Annotated in this window: 11 protein-coding genes; 4 read left to right on the forward strand and 7 right to left on the reverse strand. The window is 43.3% G+C overall.

Annotated elements, in window-relative coordinates; genetic code table 11:
• Nucleotides 1–26 precede the first annotated feature (26 nt).
• Nucleotides 27–1,007: a selenium metabolism-associated LysR family transcriptional regulator gene (locus tag FHS45_RS08680; protein ID WP_062441956.1), complete on the forward strand. Its 981-nt coding sequence runs from the start codon at nt 27–29 to the stop codon at nt 1,005–1,007.
• A complete protein-coding gene (xsc, locus tag FHS45_RS08685; protein WP_062441953.1) occupies nt 982–2,760 on the forward strand; it encodes a sulfoacetaldehyde acetyltransferase in 1,779 nt (592 codons plus the stop codon). Before FHS45_RS08680 ends, xsc begins: the two co-directional genes overlap by 26 nt.
• Nucleotides 2,761–2,960: 200 nt before the next feature.
• Here the strand turns inward: xsc and FHS45_RS08690 are convergent, their stop codons facing one another.
• Nucleotides 2,961–3,791 (reverse strand): YitT family protein, encoded by an 831-nt coding sequence (locus tag FHS45_RS08690; protein ID WP_181949521.1) that lies wholly within the window; start codon nt 3,789–3,791, stop codon nt 2,961–2,963.
• Between the two features lie 120 nt (nt 3,792–3,911).
• Entirely contained in the window at nt 3,912–5,384 is a 1,473-nt protein-coding gene (locus tag FHS45_RS08695; RefSeq protein ID WP_062441950.1) for an APC family permease, read from the reverse strand.
• A 253-nt stretch (nt 5,385–5,637) separates the two neighbouring features.
• Between FHS45_RS08695 and FHS45_RS08700 the strand changes: the two genes are divergently transcribed.
• The gene (locus tag FHS45_RS08700; protein WP_062441947.1) at nt 5,638–7,119 is read left to right on the forward strand and encodes an outer membrane protein assembly factor BamB family protein; all 1,482 of its coding nucleotides are present in this window, start codon (nt 5,638–5,640) and stop codon (nt 7,117–7,119) included.
• A gap of 99 nt (nt 7,120–7,218) precedes the next feature.
• Here FHS45_RS08700 and FHS45_RS08705 read toward each other — a convergent pair whose 3' ends face one another.
• From FHS45_RS08705 to FHS45_RS08725, 5 genes are all read right to left on the reverse strand, one after another.
• Nucleotides 7,219–8,592 carry a GntP family permease gene (locus tag FHS45_RS08705; protein WP_062441944.1) on the reverse strand — a complete coding sequence of 458 codons (1,374 nt, stop codon included), beginning with the start codon at nt 8,590–8,592 and terminating at the stop codon, nt 7,219–7,221.
• A gap of 120 nt (nt 8,593–8,712) precedes the next feature.
• Nucleotides 8,713–9,723, reverse strand: a complete 1,011-nt coding sequence (gene pdxA, locus FHS45_RS08710; protein WP_062441942.1) for a 4-hydroxythreonine-4-phosphate dehydrogenase PdxA — start codon at nt 9,721–9,723, stop codon at nt 8,713–8,715.
• A gap of 14 nt (nt 9,724–9,737) precedes the next feature.
• Nucleotides 9,738–11,024, reverse strand: coding sequence for a four-carbon acid sugar kinase family protein (locus tag FHS45_RS08715; RefSeq protein ID WP_062441939.1), 1,287 nt, complete (start codon nt 11,022–11,024; stop codon nt 9,738–9,740).
• Between the two features lie 25 nt (nt 11,025–11,049).
• Nucleotides 11,050–11,799, reverse strand: a complete 750-nt coding sequence (locus FHS45_RS08720) for a DeoR/GlpR family DNA-binding transcription regulator (protein ID WP_062441937.1) — start codon at nt 11,797–11,799, stop codon at nt 11,050–11,052.
• 483 nt (nt 11,800–12,282) lie between these two features.
• Nucleotides 12,283–13,338: a LacI family DNA-binding transcriptional regulator gene (locus FHS45_RS08725; RefSeq protein ID WP_082411940.1), complete on the reverse strand. Its 1,056-nt coding sequence runs from the start codon at nt 13,336–13,338 to the stop codon at nt 12,283–12,285.
• Between the two features lie 333 nt (nt 13,339–13,671).
• On the opposite strand from FHS45_RS08725, the gene FHS45_RS08730 reads away from it, so the two are divergent.
• The gene (locus tag FHS45_RS08730; protein ID WP_062441934.1) at nt 13,672–14,970 is read left to right on the forward strand and encodes an ABC transporter substrate-binding protein; all 1,299 of its coding nucleotides are present in this window, start codon (nt 13,672–13,674) and stop codon (nt 14,968–14,970) included.
• The last annotated feature ends 52 nt before the right edge of the window (nt 14,971–15,022 follow it).

Raw genomic sequence — 15,022 nt, forward strand, 5'->3', positions numbered from 1 at the left:
ATCCCTTAGTGAAAGGGGAATGAAACATGAATTACGAGAAGCTGCAAACCTTCATCACCGTAGCTGAAAAGAAGAGCTTTTCTGAAGCGGCAAAAATCCTATATTTATCCCAGCCTACCATTACATCCCAGATTAAATCATTAGAAAAAGACCTGAACACATCCTTGTTCGACAGGACGACTAAACAGGTACAGCTTACAGCGGCGGCTCATGTGCTCTATCGATATGCGAAGGAAATCATAAAAGTCAGTGATACGGCTAAAAAGGAAATTCTGAGCATGGCGGAACAGGTACATGGCGATTTAGAAGTTGCCTGCAGCTTGACGATCGGGGAAAATATTCTGCCTCCGATCCTCAGGGAGTTTAAATCTGCCTTTCCATTTATTCAAATGCGTGTAAATATTACTAATTCCACAAGCATTATCAAAAAAGTGAAAGATCACGTACTGGATATCGGGTTGATTGAAGCACCGATAGAAGATCCCGATCTCTATATTCAGCCTTTTATGGAAGATGAGCTAGTATTAGCCGCTCCACCTGATTATTTTGCGGAAGAATCGAACGGGATCATGCTTCCTGAAATTGCTTCCCTTCCTCTGGTATTGAGGGAAAGGGGGTCCGGGACTAGAACTGTCATGAATGAATATCTGCAAGCCAACAACATCAATCCGGAGCAACTGAAGATAGAGTTCGAGCTAGGGAGTAACGAAGCTGTTATATCTGCCGTGGAGGCGGGTCTAGGTCTTTCCATACTATCTAAAAGTGCAATTAAGAAGGAATTGCAGTTTGGCCTGCTGCAGCTGATTCCTATCGAAGAAATTACCTTCAAAAGAAACTTCTATATTGTCTATCATCAGGAAGCTGTCTTGAAAGCAACGACCGACGTATTCCTTGCCACATTGGAAGGATTGGCGGCGAAGTTATCCGATGAGCCAGCAAAAAAGAACAATCATAAATTAATTGAATTGGGAGGAATTTTAAATGGCAAAAGTAGAATCACAAGCTAAACAAGTCAAGGGACAGAAAGTGAAAATGACGCCGAGTGAAGCGATTGTTGAAACATTGGTAGCGGAAGGAGTAAAAGAGGTATATGGAATATTAGGATCTGCCTTTATGGATATGCTGGATTTGCTTCCAACGGCAGGGATCAACTTCCTTCCTGTCCGCCATGAACAGACAGCAGCCCACATGGCCGATGCCTACACTCGTGTATCCGGTGTTGCAGGGGTAGTGGTCGGGCAGAATGGACCTGGTATCACCAATATGGTTACCTCGGTAGCTGCTGCTAACCAGGCCCATACGCCGATGGTTGTCATTTCCCCGTCGGCCGGAACACCGACAATCGGATGGGATGGATTCCAGGAATGTAATCAAGTATCTGTATTCGAAAGTATTACGAAAGAGACCGTCCAGGTCACTCATGTTAGTAGAGTAGCGGATAACCTGCGTACAGCCTTCCGTATTGCCTATGCTGAAAGAGGGCCAGTATTGTTTGATATTCCAAGAGATTACTTCTACGGGGAGCTGGAAGACGAAATCCTGGAGCCGCATCAATATCGGACCGATGCTCGAGGAGCAGGCGACCCGGCGTCGCTCAGTAAAGCGGTGAATTTGTTAAAAGAAGCAGAATATCCGGTTATCATTTCCGGGAGAGGAGCGGTAGATGCAGATGGCATTGATGATGTCAAAGCGATAGCCGAACACTTGACTGCTCCTGTCGCTGTCTCCTACATGCACAATGATGCTTTTCCAGATGAACATCCGTTGGCGGTAGGTCCGATAGGGTACATGGGGTCCAAGGCAGCGATGTGTACCTTACAAAAAGCGGATGTCGTGTTAGCGATTGGCACCAGGCTCTCCGTCTTTGGAACCTTGCCATGCTATGATATTGATTATTTTCCTAAGCAGGCAAAAATCATACAGGTCGATATCAATCCTCGAAATATTGCCCGTACCCATCCGGTGGAAGTCGGTATCATTGGGGATGCCAAAGCGGCCAGTAAAGAAATCGCAGAGCGACTGAAGCGGGAAACTCCAGGCAGAACGCGTAACGGCGAACGGATGAGCGAAGTTGCAACTGAAAAAGAAAAGTGGGAAGAAGAACTTGTAGATCTTGCTATGGAGGATGGCAATCCGATCAACCCTCGCCGGGCTCTTCTAGAGCTAACCAGAGCAGTACCGGAGGGGACGATGATTTCTACAGACATCGGGAATGTGTCCTCTACGGCTAATGCCTATTTGAAATTTAATCAGCCGCGCAAACATATTGCAGCCCTGACATTTGGAAATACCGGCTTTGCATATCCGGCAGCCCTTGGAGCACAGCTGGCTGATCCGGATAGTCCGGCAGTTGCGATTATTGGAGACGGAGCCTGGGGCATGAGTTTACATGAAGTCAGCACGGCAGTAGAACAAAATATTCCAGTAGTCGCCTGTGTGTTTAATAATGGTGCCTGGTGTGCCGAGAAAAAGAATCAGGTGGATTATTATAATAACCGTTTCGTCGGTGCTGATATTGATGCACCTGATTTTGCGGAAGTGGCCAGATCCATGGGAGCTCAAGGCTACCGGGTTGATAAGCCGGAAGACGTTGGTCCAGTAGTTGCGGAAGCCATTAAATCCAGGAAGCCTGCCGTCATTGACATCCAGGTAGATGGCACGCAATTAGCACCGCCGTTCCGTAAAGATGCACTGAAGATGCCGACGCGACACCTTCAGAAATATAAGCATCTGGATGTAGAAAGCTGGGGAAATAAATAACCATTAAAGTAAAAAGCTGGCGATATGCCAGCTTTTTTTAGATCGAAAACAAATACCGTGAGCTCAATTGACTTAACGGAAGCATATTCAGCCCTAACGTCACCATATTCCGTCCTAGCTCTGCCATATACCTCCCTAACTCAAGGGTATTGTGACCTAACTCGGTAACATACCGCCTTAACGAATTAATTTGTACTTTATTATCCTTTATAACCTCTTCTGAAAATTTCCTGGACGCGATGCAGTGTAATGTACGTATCCGGGTCGATATCTTCCACCAGTTTTTTAAGTTGTACGATTTCTCTTTTATTAATGACAATATATAATACATTCTTATCTGCCTGGCTGTAGCCGCCTCTTGCTTCCAGAACCGTGACGCCTCGGGACATTTTATCCATGACTACCTGAAGGATCTCTTCACTTTTATCTGAGATGATCATGACTGCGCTGCGTTCTTCCGTTCCTTCTACTATAGCATCAATAACTTTCGCACCTACATATACAGCAATCAGCGTATACATTGCTTTTTCTTTTCCAATAACAAAGGAAGAACCAACGATAACAGCAATATCAATAATCAGCATGGCGCTGCCGACACTCCACCCGAGCCATTGGTTGAGTAAGCGTGCAAGAATGGTGGTTCCGCCTGATGTGCCCCCAGCTTTAAATATTAAACCAATTCCCATCCCTACTGCCAGACCGGCAAATAAAGCCGCTAATAGAGTGTCTCCATTTAGCTGATCGCCCCAACCAGTGGTGATATGGAGAAAAACAGAGGTGAATATGATAGAAATTATCGTTAAAAGGGTCATTCGTTTTGTAAAATACTTATACCCTATCGCGACTAGAGAAGTATTTAAGACAAAGTTCGTTATTCCAGGAGACCAGCCAAACAAGTAATAGGTAACGATCGTTATCCCTATTATACCTCCTTCTGAAAGTTTGTTAGGAATAGCAAAATAATTAATACCAATCGCAAAAATAAAAGAGCCGATAATAAGTAAAATCAAGTCTTTGCTAAATATTTTCAAAGTGCCCCGCCTCCCATCCTAACAAGCATTATAAGCGAATCTATGAAATAGGAAAAGGTGTCTTGCATTTTCATGCAAAACACCTTCTTTCTATTAAACGTATTCCGTTTGGGTCATTAGTCAGGCTTCTTTTTTTGTTGTATTGGAAGAAATACTTTCACTTTCCAGAGTTTTTCCGAAAATGTTATAATCCAGCTTCTCTTTAGGAATACGCGCAAAATCTTTTCGTTTCATCATGAAGAAAACGAATCCTATAGCAATCCAGATAAAGAGCGCAATCCATGAAGGAGTGCCTAGAAACCCAGGAGAACCTGGTACTACAAGTAACAGGAAGAAGCCGGTACTGCTTATGAGACCTAAAAGCGTCATAGCTTTTTTGGCAGGTGATACGATTACGTCTGTATCAGCAGTACTTGTCCAGCTGAAAAGGCGGTAGGCTACTGCGCAACAGTAAAAATATGCGATCGTTACGCCGATAGCTGACATGTCTACTACCCATAACAGTGCCTGCCGGCCAAAGAATGGAGCGGATAAAGTAATTAAGCAGGTGAATATGATACCCACAAAAGGGGTTTCATACTTCGGATGTAATTTAGCGAATACCCGAGGAAGAATCTCTGCTCTTCCCATCGCGAATAATAATCGGCTTGTCGCCACATAAAAGCCATTTAATCCAGTGAAAATCCCCATCGCTAATGAAATCGATAGTAGGATGACTCCAATGGTTCCGTAAGCATTTTCTACCACAAGTCCTGTCCCCCAAACCGTCTCCTGAGCAATAAGTGATTGCCAAGGCATAGCGACAGCTGTCGCAATAATCGTCAATGAATATGTGGCGGCAGCGCAGAGAAGTGCGATTACAATCAGCTTGAACGCTTTCTTAGGAGAAAAGTTAAACTCCTCCGCTGCTTGTGGAATATTATCAAATCCGACGTATGCCCAGGGAGAAATGGCTATGATGGCAATAACAGCTGATACAGCACCAATCTCAGGGTTGAATAGAGGCTGAACATTGGAAAAAGAACTGGAAGGATGGAGAATCATAGCAATGACTAATAAGCTCAAACCTGCAATTAAAGTCAGGCAGAAGATAAATTGCATAAACCCGGAGATACTGGTGCCTCTTATGTTCAAGTAGGCAAATGTAATTAGCGCAATACAGGCGACTAATACTTCTCCGCCATATACATCCCAGCCGGCGATATTATACATTAACCCTTGCATGGCTACACCTGGGAGCACGAACTTAATTAAGAGAGCAAGCGCTGACGCATTCAATGCAACAATACACATATACCCGAGGGTAAGAAACCATCCACAAAAGGAGGCATGATAACGCCCAAATCCAAAGTATGCATAAGCGAATTCCCCACCAGAAACCGGTAATTTTTGAATGAGTTGTCCGTAGCTGACCGCGATGACAATCATCAATAAAGCACCAATACTAAAACCGAGAATAACACCAAGTGGTCCGGCAGCAGCCATCCAATCGCCTGGTAAAACAAAAGCACCCCAGCCTACAGCAGAACCGAAGGCTATGGCCCAAACCCAATGTGGTTTTAACGTCTTTTTTAATTGCTTCCTTTCTTCCATTGCTTTTCCCCTTTCATTTTTGAAATGTAAGCGCTGACATTAAGAATTGATTTTATTAAACCAAAGTTCTCTAGGAAGCGCAATGGAATCTGACTATTTGAAATATTGAAACTTTAAATACCGTCTATTTCGATTTTTAATTGGAATGATAATTGACACTTTTAGTCACCTGAGTGTTTTGTGTTAATGTTATTATCTCAAGGGTATGATAGTAGGTAAATGGGTTGATATTTTCCTGAGGGGGCTTTCTACGGTGAAAGGGTCGAAGAGAAGTGAATGGGCTGGTATTTTGTTTATATTATACTTATTAATTGCTCCTTCTGCGGCAGGAGCTGCATTTGGACCGGACGAATGGCTGGAATACCGTATGAATGACAGCAATAATCCTGTTTTTAAACAGGAAGGTGTAGCTCCGCTTGAGGCCACCACCTTCAAGACGGGCGATGAAATTCGTTCGACACCGGTAGTGGCTGGTGACCGCATGTTCGTGGGCAACCATAACACCGGGGACATGTTCGCTTTTGACATCAAGACAGGCGAGCAGTTGTGGCAAAGTCAGGCGCCGAACTGGGTCCATTCGGAAATGATCTACCATGATGGCACGGTGTATGTCGGTTTTGGCAATCGTTTTTTTCAGGGTAATGGGCTCCGGGGTACGGAGGAAAGCGGCGTGATGGCAGTGGATGCAGAAACAGGTGAAACAAAGTGGCAGACAAGCACTGGAGGCGAAGTCATGCCGACTCCTGTGTTTAACGATCGGTATGTTTATGCGGCAACAGGGGACAGACAGTTGTATAAAATGGAGGCTGAAACTGGTGAAGTCTTAGATACGATTGACCTGGGTCATGTCGTCAGCATGTCCTCTCCTAACTATTATAATGGGAAATTATTTATAGGGAGCGGCCATCCGCAGCCTTATACATTTTCGGCTATTGATTTAACCAGAGATGAAGTGACGTGGCAGACAGAAATGCCGAAAGCGTTCGCCGGTCTGGACGATGTGCCACCTGCGATTGAGGATGATATTGTTGTCACGACAGCTTTGGAGGAACCGAAGCAATTGTCGCTTAAAGAGGTATATGAGCACTATGGATTGCTTGAAACCTATAAAGAAATGGGTAAGTCACTGACTGGAGACCGGAAGGAGCATCCGGAGCATGTAATCTATGCGATGGATACAGGGACGGGTGAAGTCCTTTGGAAAGAAAGCCTCGGATATGGCGAGATGGTAGAAAACAATAAATCTGGCGCCCCGATGATTTACGACGGAACAATTTATGTGGGAAGTCCGATAACTAAGAAGTTTTACGCTTATGATTTGAAGACAGGCGAGCGGCTATGGGATTTTCAAAACACCGTCATAAAAGCTCCACCGGTAGCCGATGAGGGAGTGGTTTACTTTTCTAATGCCAAAGGATTTGTCCATGCGCTCGATGCCGACACAGGGGAAGAGGTTGGACGTAAAAAACTCGGCGGTACTTTAGCACCATCTGGTCCGATCATTATGAACGATACGTTGATTGTGGGCAGCCAGGATAGCAAGGTATATGCGCTTCCGACGGAAGATATACGGAATGGGTCCGATGAATTTACCGCTGATCTCGAGCCCCCAGAGAAAAGTCAGTTCAGCTTTCTTACCGTCGTTTATGGGATACCGTTAGTTACATTTGTGGTACTGGTAACTATCCTAATTGTTGCAGTACGGAAAAGCAGAAAAACTAAAATCGAAAAATAAAATAATCTACCCCAGGTCCTCCAAAATCTGGAGGACCTGGGGTAGATAAGCAAACACCCCGGAGCCCTCCAAAATCTGGAGGACCCGGGGTGCTTCTGTTTATACAAATAGAGATACGACTATTAACATGATTAATGCTGTGAACCAGGCCAGCGTAGTCGGAATCGACCACACCATGATTTGTTCTTTGGTGTTACGGATACCGAGCATACGGTTTACTACCCAGTAAAAGCTATCATTGAAGTAAGAGAATAATAGCGAACCTGTTGTTGCACCGATAGCTGCCAGCGGCATGTAAACTCCATCCACTCCTGCCAGGATAGGCGCAGTGATGGAAGCTGCAGTAATCATCGCAACTGTGCCACTGCCTTGCACGAGACGAACAAAGCTCGAAACGAAGAATGGCAGAATGACGAGCGGTACTGCCAGGTTAACAATCTGTTCTGCTACATAATCGCCAGCGCCGCTTTCACGAAGGACGTTACCAAGGGCGCCCCCGGCACCAGTTACAAGCAGGATGATACCCGCAGATTTGATGCCTTCTTCCATCCGGTCAAGAGCGTCGACACGGCTCAATCTTGTCGTCAAGGTGTAGATCGCAAAAATCAGTCCGATACCTACAGCAATAACCGGATTACCAAGGAACTGGATATATCCGAAAATGCCTTCAGTAAGTTCTTGTGCCGTTACGACTGTATTAGCAAAGATTAAAAGAATAGGTATCAGAATAGGTGCCATCGACATGAATAAGGAAGGCAGCTGTTTGTTTTCCTGCTGATCAATGAACTCTTCATATGTTTCGGCCGGCTTGTCCGGACGAATCCAGCCCAGTCCGTCCTCGTCAGGAATCTGATGAATCTTTTTACCGATCCACTTGGCATACAATACGCCAACGATAATTAATGGTACAGAAAAAATAAGTCCCCACATAATCATTGTCCCGACGTTTACTCCGAATATTCCAGCGACACCAAGCGGACCTGGGGTTGGTGGAACGAGAGAGTGGGTAACGACAAGACCAATTGCCAACGCTACTCCGAGAGTAATAACAGAGCGCTTTGTTTTTTTAGAAATCGCTTTCACTAAAGGCGTTAAAATAACAAATGCTGAGTCAACAAAAATAGGAATGGAAACGACATAACCTGTTAATGCCATCGCCCAATCTTCCCTTTTCTTGCCTAGCATTTTTACAAACGAATAAGCGAGTCGTTCTGATGCCCCGGCTACTTCCATGACTCGACCGAGCATGACACCAAAACCGATAACGATACCGATTGATCCCAGTGTTCCCCCAAACCCGGAGGTGATCGCCTCGGATACAGATGGCGGGGCCATTCCTGCCACAAGACCGATTACAGAAGCTGATACGATCAATGCTATAAATGCATGTATTTTTGTTTTCATAACTAAGAATACCAATAAAGCAATTCCAATCACTAAACCTAAAATGATTTGACCACCTGGTGCTTCCATTTTACTTCCTCCCCATCTATCTTTTTATATTGCAAACGTGTTTAACTTAGTTAAATGAGAAAAACGAAGGCTTTCGCTATATGGACTTAGCGAGAAGCCAAGTTTTTCTTTTTATCCTCTTTATTGTTGTTTGAAATAAGGTGTGTACTTTGCAGCTGCTTTAATCGCTTCTACCATACTGACTTCACTTGCTATTCCTTTACCGGCAATATCAAACGCTGTTCCATGGTCGACAGAAGTACGAAGGTATGGCAGACCGTTAGTTACGGAAACAGTACGTTCGAAGTCATACATTTTGGCAGCGATATGACCTTGATCGTGATACAGGGACAAGACAGCGTCATATTTTCCGTTAGCCGCCTGGTGGAAAACGGAATCAGCTGGTACAGGACCATTGACCTCTACGCCTTGTTTTCTTGCTGCTTCAATTCCCGGAGTCAATTCATTGATTTCTTCTCTTCCGAAAAGTCCGCCTTCACCGGAATGCGGATTCAACCCGGCTAAAGCTAATTTAGGTTTTTCAATTCCTAACAGCTCCAATGCTTCCTTACAGCGGACTAGATAGTCTTCGACACGTTCTTTCGTCATCATTGGAATGGAATCTGCCAATGATACATGACGTGTCAGGAAGAAGATTCGAAGACTTTTCACTTCAAACATCGTCATTGGGTCGTAGGAATCCGTGAAAGCAGATAGCATGGCTGTATGGTCGATGTATGGGACTTCGCTCGCCTGTAATGATTCTTTGTTGATTGGCGGGGTACAGATGGAATCTGCTTTGCCGCTTTCTACGAGCTCGTGGGATTTTTTGATATATTCATAAGAAGCGTGTCCGCACATTCCGGACACGACACCCATCTCGTAGCTGTCAATATCGATATTATTAAGATTGATAAGGTCGATTGTACCGTGTTCATACTTTCCATTTGCTGGTTCTTCCACTTCGTTGATTTCTAGATGTGTGTCAATCGCATCCATGATTTTAGTTAGGACATTTTTGTCACCGATTACAACCGGTTTACATAGATCATAGATTTCTTTCTGAGCTAGTGACTTGATTACGATTTCCGGACCGATACCAGCCGGATCTCCAATTGGAATTGCAATGATAGATTGTGTTTGTTCACTCATGTTCATCATCCTTTTCATTTATTAGTAGAAGAAATTAAATAACTGATACATGTACTGAGAGCCTTCTTATCACCTACCATGCCCCCCTTAGTAACAACAGGCATGCCATCCAGATACCCTCCAATGAATTTTCCGTAAGCGGCAAGCGGCATCACTTCATCTTCCAGTTCTATGCCATGGGCCCGGGTAATGGATCCGACAGAGGCGGTAACATCTCCACCGCTTAAATAACACCCTCGGAAGTCTTCGCGGTTACCTTCCATCAGCCTGCGACTAATGGACGCTAAACCATCGGTGATCCTTTTTGCAAGACCTTCTTCAGTTGTAGATTCTTTATGGGCCATGCTTGAAAGGTCAAGCCGTTCCTGACCTGGATGATAGGTGGTTATTAAAATAATATCCCGGTTTTCTATAGAACTTTCTGCCTCGGCTACTACCCGGTCCACTTCTTTTTGCCATTCCTCCGTGAAGGTGGCTAGTCTTTCAGGTTTCGCATAAATCGCCTTTACTTTCCATTTTTGGATAAAGTAATCGAGCTGCAGCCCTGTTTGAGAGGTGACACTTCCAATAGTAATCAGGTACTTTTTATTCTTTGTTGTATGTTCTATTTTTTTACTCGCATAGGCAGCGGTAAATGGGCCTGGATCAACAGAAAGTATGGGCCTCTTGATATCTTTGGCTACATCAGCGATTAACTCAATGTGCTCATCGGTAACGGCATCAATACAGATGATTCTTGCGTTTTCAGCAGCTTTATTAATTTCCGCTGATAAGGTCTCTGCCCCGTTAAGCACTATATCAAGACCGATAGTATTAATCGGAAGGTTTGTTTGATTTTGAATGATATTTTCTACTCTTGACGTCTTTATTGGGCGGATCGGATCTTTTGCAACATCGGTTTCCTGTAGTGGGATATCATCCACTAAGAGAAAGCCGCCGATGGTAGTCCTCCCTGAGTCAGGAAATGAAGAGACGACGATAGCTATGGAATTTTCTCCTATAAAGGACAGCATCGCCTCGATTTCACTGCCGATATTTCCGCGGAGTGTACTATCGACCCGTTTACTGTATATTCTTGCCTGCCCATTCTTTTGGCTGTCTTCCAAGGCTTCTGTTACTCGTTTTCGTGCTTGTTCTTCAGAGGCATAACGGCTGTCCGTATCGATGCAAATGGCATCATAGCCTGTCTCGGGAACAGGTAAGCCATGAATGACTGTAGCTGTTTTAAATCCTTCTTTTGATAATTTGACACCGGTAGCATTAGCGCCGGTCAAGTCATCGCAGATTACTACTACATCCATATTTCTCGCATCCTTCCTTACCAAGTCAATATACATTGGTTTCTTTTTCTAGTTGTTGTCGAGTTTGATCATCTATTTGGTCATCAGTGATGATACCGTTTACTTCGTCAAACGTGCAGACATGAGCGAAGGCCTGTTTATTGAATTTGCTGTGATCAGCTATTACCCATTTGGCCCTGGCGCTCCGCACCATCAGTTTTTTGATATAGGCTTTTTCCATAGAAGGAGTCGAAATACCATCCGTTAAATCTACAGCATTAGCCCCCAGGAAGACTACATCTACTTTAATGTTACGCAGCATTTCCTGTACATGGGTTCCAATGAATGCGCCGATGTCTTTTTGAAGTTCTCCTCCTGTAGAGATAACGGTGGATTCTGAATGCAATAACTCCATGGAGATCTTGGCGTCGTTTGTGACAATCACAAGGTCACGTCTTGATTTAAGGAGTTTTGCGATTTCCAAATTGGTAGTTCCTGAATCTAGCAGGATACGAGAATTTTCCGGCACTAATTCTACCGCTTTTTTTGCGATCTGTTCTTTTTCTTCCTTAAAGCTCGAAAGTTTCGTTTGATAGGGAACCTCCTGAGCCATACTTTCAGGTAAGACGGCCCCGCCGTGCGATCTGACCAATTGTCCTTCTTTTTCCAAAGCAGCAAGGTCGCGGCGTATTGTCATGGCTGATACCTTAAACTTGGAAGCCAGCTGCTCGATATGGACTGTGCCGTCTATGTGTAATTCCTGGATAATATTATTTCTTCTTTCTGCCTGCAGCATTGTGTTCACCTACATCACATGTTTGATTATGTTCTATTATACGACCGCAAGTGAACAAAAGTCAACAAAATAAAACATTAAGTGTTCATTTATGTTAATGAATGTGTGGAATTAATAATGAAGGCACCCTAGGTCCTCATGATTTTTGAGGACCTGGGGTGAAAATGTATATACCTTAGGTTCTTAGCTGAGAATGTTACTGCCGATGAAGTCGCTGGAAGCTTACTTGATATCGGGGCTGCAGGGGAGTTAACTCCAGCAGAATTCAAAGAGCTGGTTTTAAAAGTGGCTATAGAGGAGTATAGCGAAGGAGAAAAATACACTGGCAGGGAAAGAGTAATTGAAACCGCCGGTGGGTAATAAGAGCGCAGAAAAGATAGCATCCAAACAGGTAGCTGAAGCATTAGAAAATATAAAAGAACTCAAATAAAGCAACGCACCCCGGAGCCCTCCAAATTCTGGAGGATCCGGGGTGTGTTTGTCTTACTTGCTGATTTTAGAATTTATTTTTTTATTGCTAAAAGTATGCGATTTATATTTTGACCCTTCTACACTTCTGGTCGTTGGTATAATTACTGTTCGCTCTATTTCATCTGTGTTTGTAATTGCGTTAAATAATTGGGTTGTGGCTACTTTTCCAAGTTCATGGGTTGGATTCTCTATCTGGATAATTGACGGAAACAAGAACGATGTAATGTCTGTGTTGCTATAACCGCCGATCAATATGTCAGAAGGTGTTGAGATTCCTCTTTCATCCAGGGTTTTGTACAAACTAAGCAGTTTTAGGTCGTCTGTTGCGAAAATTGCTGTTGGCAGAGGATTGGCTTGGAATAATTGTTGGGAGTTCTGGTAAGCTTCTGCCATTGTAAAGCCACAATTGATCATGTATTCTTCGCGGAGTGGAAGGTTGTTATCAATGAGGCATTTTTTATATCCCTCTAATCGATCGATAGAAACGTTATACTCCTGAGGTGAATATAGACATGCGATATGTTTGTGCCCTAAGTCCACCATGTATTGAACGAGGTTATAACTATCTGAAAAGTTGTTTGTATCTACGGAATAAATATTGGAATAGTCGCCGTCCACTTTCCCAATAACTACAGTCGGGATATTTAAATTATCAATTTCCCGGAAGTAATGGGAGTCCGATGGAGAGCTTAACATTATAATTCCTTTTACAATTTTGGAAGCCGTTTTAGCGATACATCTCTTAATTTCTTCAACATCGTCTTGGGAAGTTTGTAAGATGACGTCATAGTCTTCTTCTTCAGAATACCTGGATATGACATGGAGAATTTCTGAGAAAAAAGGATTGTTTTTTGTCGTGTCTGTTGACCGTGAAATTACGAGAATTGCATCAAATCCTGAAGATAAACCTCGTGCGATCTTACTAGGCTGGTAGTTCAATTCTTCAATAGCTTTTTGTATCTGATTTCTCTTTTTTGTAGAGATATTTGGATTATTATTTAAAAACCTGGAAACTGTCGATTTTGAAACATTTGCTTTATTGGCGATATCATAGATGGTTGGTTTCATTATATTCACCTCTCCCCTTTGGTACCGGTACCAAATAATACTAACAAAAGATTATTTACCTGTCATTATATAACTTATAATCAATGAATTATACTTAATAATCAAGTAATATTCACTAAAAAACAGGAATGTAGGCTTCTTTTTTTTTTACCGGTAAGTAGTTGACATGCGCTTTGTTACTATATTATGATTTTTACAAATGGCAGCGCTATCATATCATTTTTTGGGAGCGCTCCCAAAAAATCGTTCCAATTTAGTTGAAAGTTTGCTGAAGGAAGGAGGCTGTAACTCAGCCATTGGGTGTTAAGATTAAATTTTCAGGAGGCGGAATCTATGAAGCTTAAAATGAGTCGTATTGTTGCATTTTTGTTAGTTGCCGTTACGTTGATTGGGTGTTCGAGTGAGTCCGGAAGCGGTGCAGATGGGGAAGTGACGATAGAATTTATGCATACTTCCGTTGAGCAGGAACGATTGGATGTTATAAATGGTCTGATCAGTAAGTTTGAAGAAGAAAACCCTCAGATCAATATCGATCCTGTTGTTGTAGAAGAAAGCAGTTTAACTACAAAGATTGTTACGCTTGCTCAATCTGGTAAACTGCCGGAAGTGATTGAAGTTGGACAGGAATATGCCAAGGTAATGGACAAGGATTCCTTGATTGATACCGAGGCAATAAAAGAGGTAGTCAGCAATATCGGGGAAGATGAATATTACGATGGGGCGCTTAAGCTGGTTCGCACCGAAGACGGAGAAAGCTATCGTGGTGTCCCAATCAGTGGATGGGTGCAAGGTATCTGGTATAACAAGGAAATGCTGGACTCAAAGGGCTTTGAGGAACCAAAGAGTTGGGAAGACGTGAGGGAAGTGGCCGAAGCGTTTACGGACAAGTCCAATCAAAAATACGGAATTGCACTACCAACCGTAGAGAACAACTTTTCTGAACAGGCTTTTTCCCAATTTGCTCTTTCTAACAATGCAAATATACTGAATTCAGAAGGAAATGTAACATTAGAGACTCCAGAAATGAAGGAAGCGTTAGGTTACTACCAGGAGCTTTCTGAATATACGATGCCTGGTTCGAATGGTGTTACTGAGGTAAAAGATGCCTTCATGAATGACACTGTACCAATGGCTATGTACTCTACTTATATTTTGCCAGCTATCTATGATGAGGGAACTCCTGAAAACCTTGGTTATGCCATTCCTAGCAAAGAGCAGGAAGCTGTGTATGGAACAGTGAGTTCGTTGACCATCCCAGCTGGACTGGAAAATCAGCAGAAGGAAGCAGCGCAGACCTTTATTGAATTTTTGTCCGAACCTGAAAATGCTACAGAGTATATCCTGATGGCGCCAGGTGGTGCACAGCCGGTAACAAAATCAGTCGTTGAGAATGAACAGTATCAGTCTAATGAAGTAATTGAATCGTTTGGTGACTTGTCTACAGAGATAGCTGAGTCTTTTAATGATATTCAAGTTTTTGGGCTTGTTGATGGCAAAAATTATGTAAAGATGGGAGATATTACAAGCTCTAATGCGATTCCGATTATGATAAACAAAGCTACGGTAGGGGGATCCAGTGAGGAAGAGGCCATCGAAGCTGCAAAAACACAATTGGAAAAAGTAGTAGATTAATCATCTATTTCAATTTCCTGGCTGCAGGATACTCTGATTATTCTGCAGCCTT

Source organism: Thalassobacillus devorans (assembly GCF_011761345.1).
In the GTDB taxonomy this organism is placed as follows: Bacteria; Bacillota; Bacilli; order Bacillales; family Halobacillaceae; genus Thalassobacillus; species Thalassobacillus devorans.

Coding starts and splice junctions, on each gene's coding strand:
- pdxA (WP_062441942.1), bottom strand. CDS start 9,723: ATGAGTGAACAAACACAATCTATCATTGCAATTCCAATTGGAGATCCG.
- xsc (WP_062441953.1), top strand. CDS start 982: ATGGCAAAAGTAGAATCACAAGCTAAACAAGTCAAGGGACAGAAAGTG.
- FHS45_RS08705 (WP_062441944.1), bottom strand. CDS start 8,592: ATGGAAGCACCAGGTGGTCAAATCATTTTAGGTTTAGTGATTGGAATT.
- FHS45_RS08695 (WP_062441950.1), bottom strand. CDS start 5,384: ATGGAAGAAAGGAAGCAATTAAAAAAGACGTTAAAACCACATTGGGTT.
- FHS45_RS08720 (WP_062441937.1), bottom strand. CDS start 11,799: ATGCTGCAGGCAGAAAGAAGAAATAATATTATCCAGGAATTACACATA.
- FHS45_RS08715 (WP_062441939.1), bottom strand. CDS start 11,024: ATGGATGTAGTAGTAATCTGCGATGACTTGACCGGCGCTAATGCTACC.
- FHS45_RS08730 (WP_062441934.1), top strand. CDS start 13,672: ATGAAGCTTAAAATGAGTCGTATTGTTGCATTTTTGTTAGTTGCCGTT.
- FHS45_RS08725 (WP_082411940.1), bottom strand. CDS start 13,338: ATGAAACCAACCATCTATGATATCGCCAATAAAGCAAATGTTTCAAAA.
- FHS45_RS08680 (WP_062441956.1), top strand. CDS start 27: ATGAATTACGAGAAGCTGCAAACCTTCATCACCGTAGCTGAAAAGAAG.